Origin of the sequence: Streptomyces sp. DH12, from assembly GCF_020873895.1 — a bacterium.
Lineage (GTDB): Bacteria > Actinomycetota > Actinomycetes > Streptomycetales > Streptomycetaceae > Streptomyces.
In genome coordinates, this window is sequence record NZ_JAHWGT010001362.1 from 1 (window position 1) to 419 (window position 419).

Here is a 419-nt window from a genome sequence, read left to right on the forward strand (position 1 = left end):
GCGTCCACCTCGTCGAACAGATACGTCGGCACCGGGTCGGTCCCGGCGAAGACGACCTCCACGGCCAGCATCACGCGCGACAGCTCACCGCCGGAGGCGCCCTTGGCGATCGGGCGGGGCGGCGCCCCGGGGTGCGGGGCCAGCAGCAGCTCGACCTCGTCCACACCCGACGGTCCGTACGCCACCGTGCGCCCGTTCACCTCGACGCCGTCCGGGTCCTCGGTCTGCCGGATGTCGAACGACACGCGCGCGTGCGGCATGGCGAGCGACGCCAGCTCCTCCGTCACGGCCGCCGCGAACCGCTCCGCCGCCTCCGCCCGCGCCTCCGACAACTCCTGCGCCAGCGAGCCCAGTTCGGCGCGGAGCGCGTCCCGCTCGGCGGTCAGCTCGCCGATCCGCTCGTCGTCGCCCTCCAGTGC

The 419-nt window shown here is 74.9% G+C and carries 1 pseudogene; it reads right to left on the bottom strand.

Annotation, left to right across the window (positions count from 1 at the left end):
- Positions 1-419: pseudogene (locus LPA54_RS40080) on the bottom strand (DNA repair protein RecN); the annotation flags it as partial.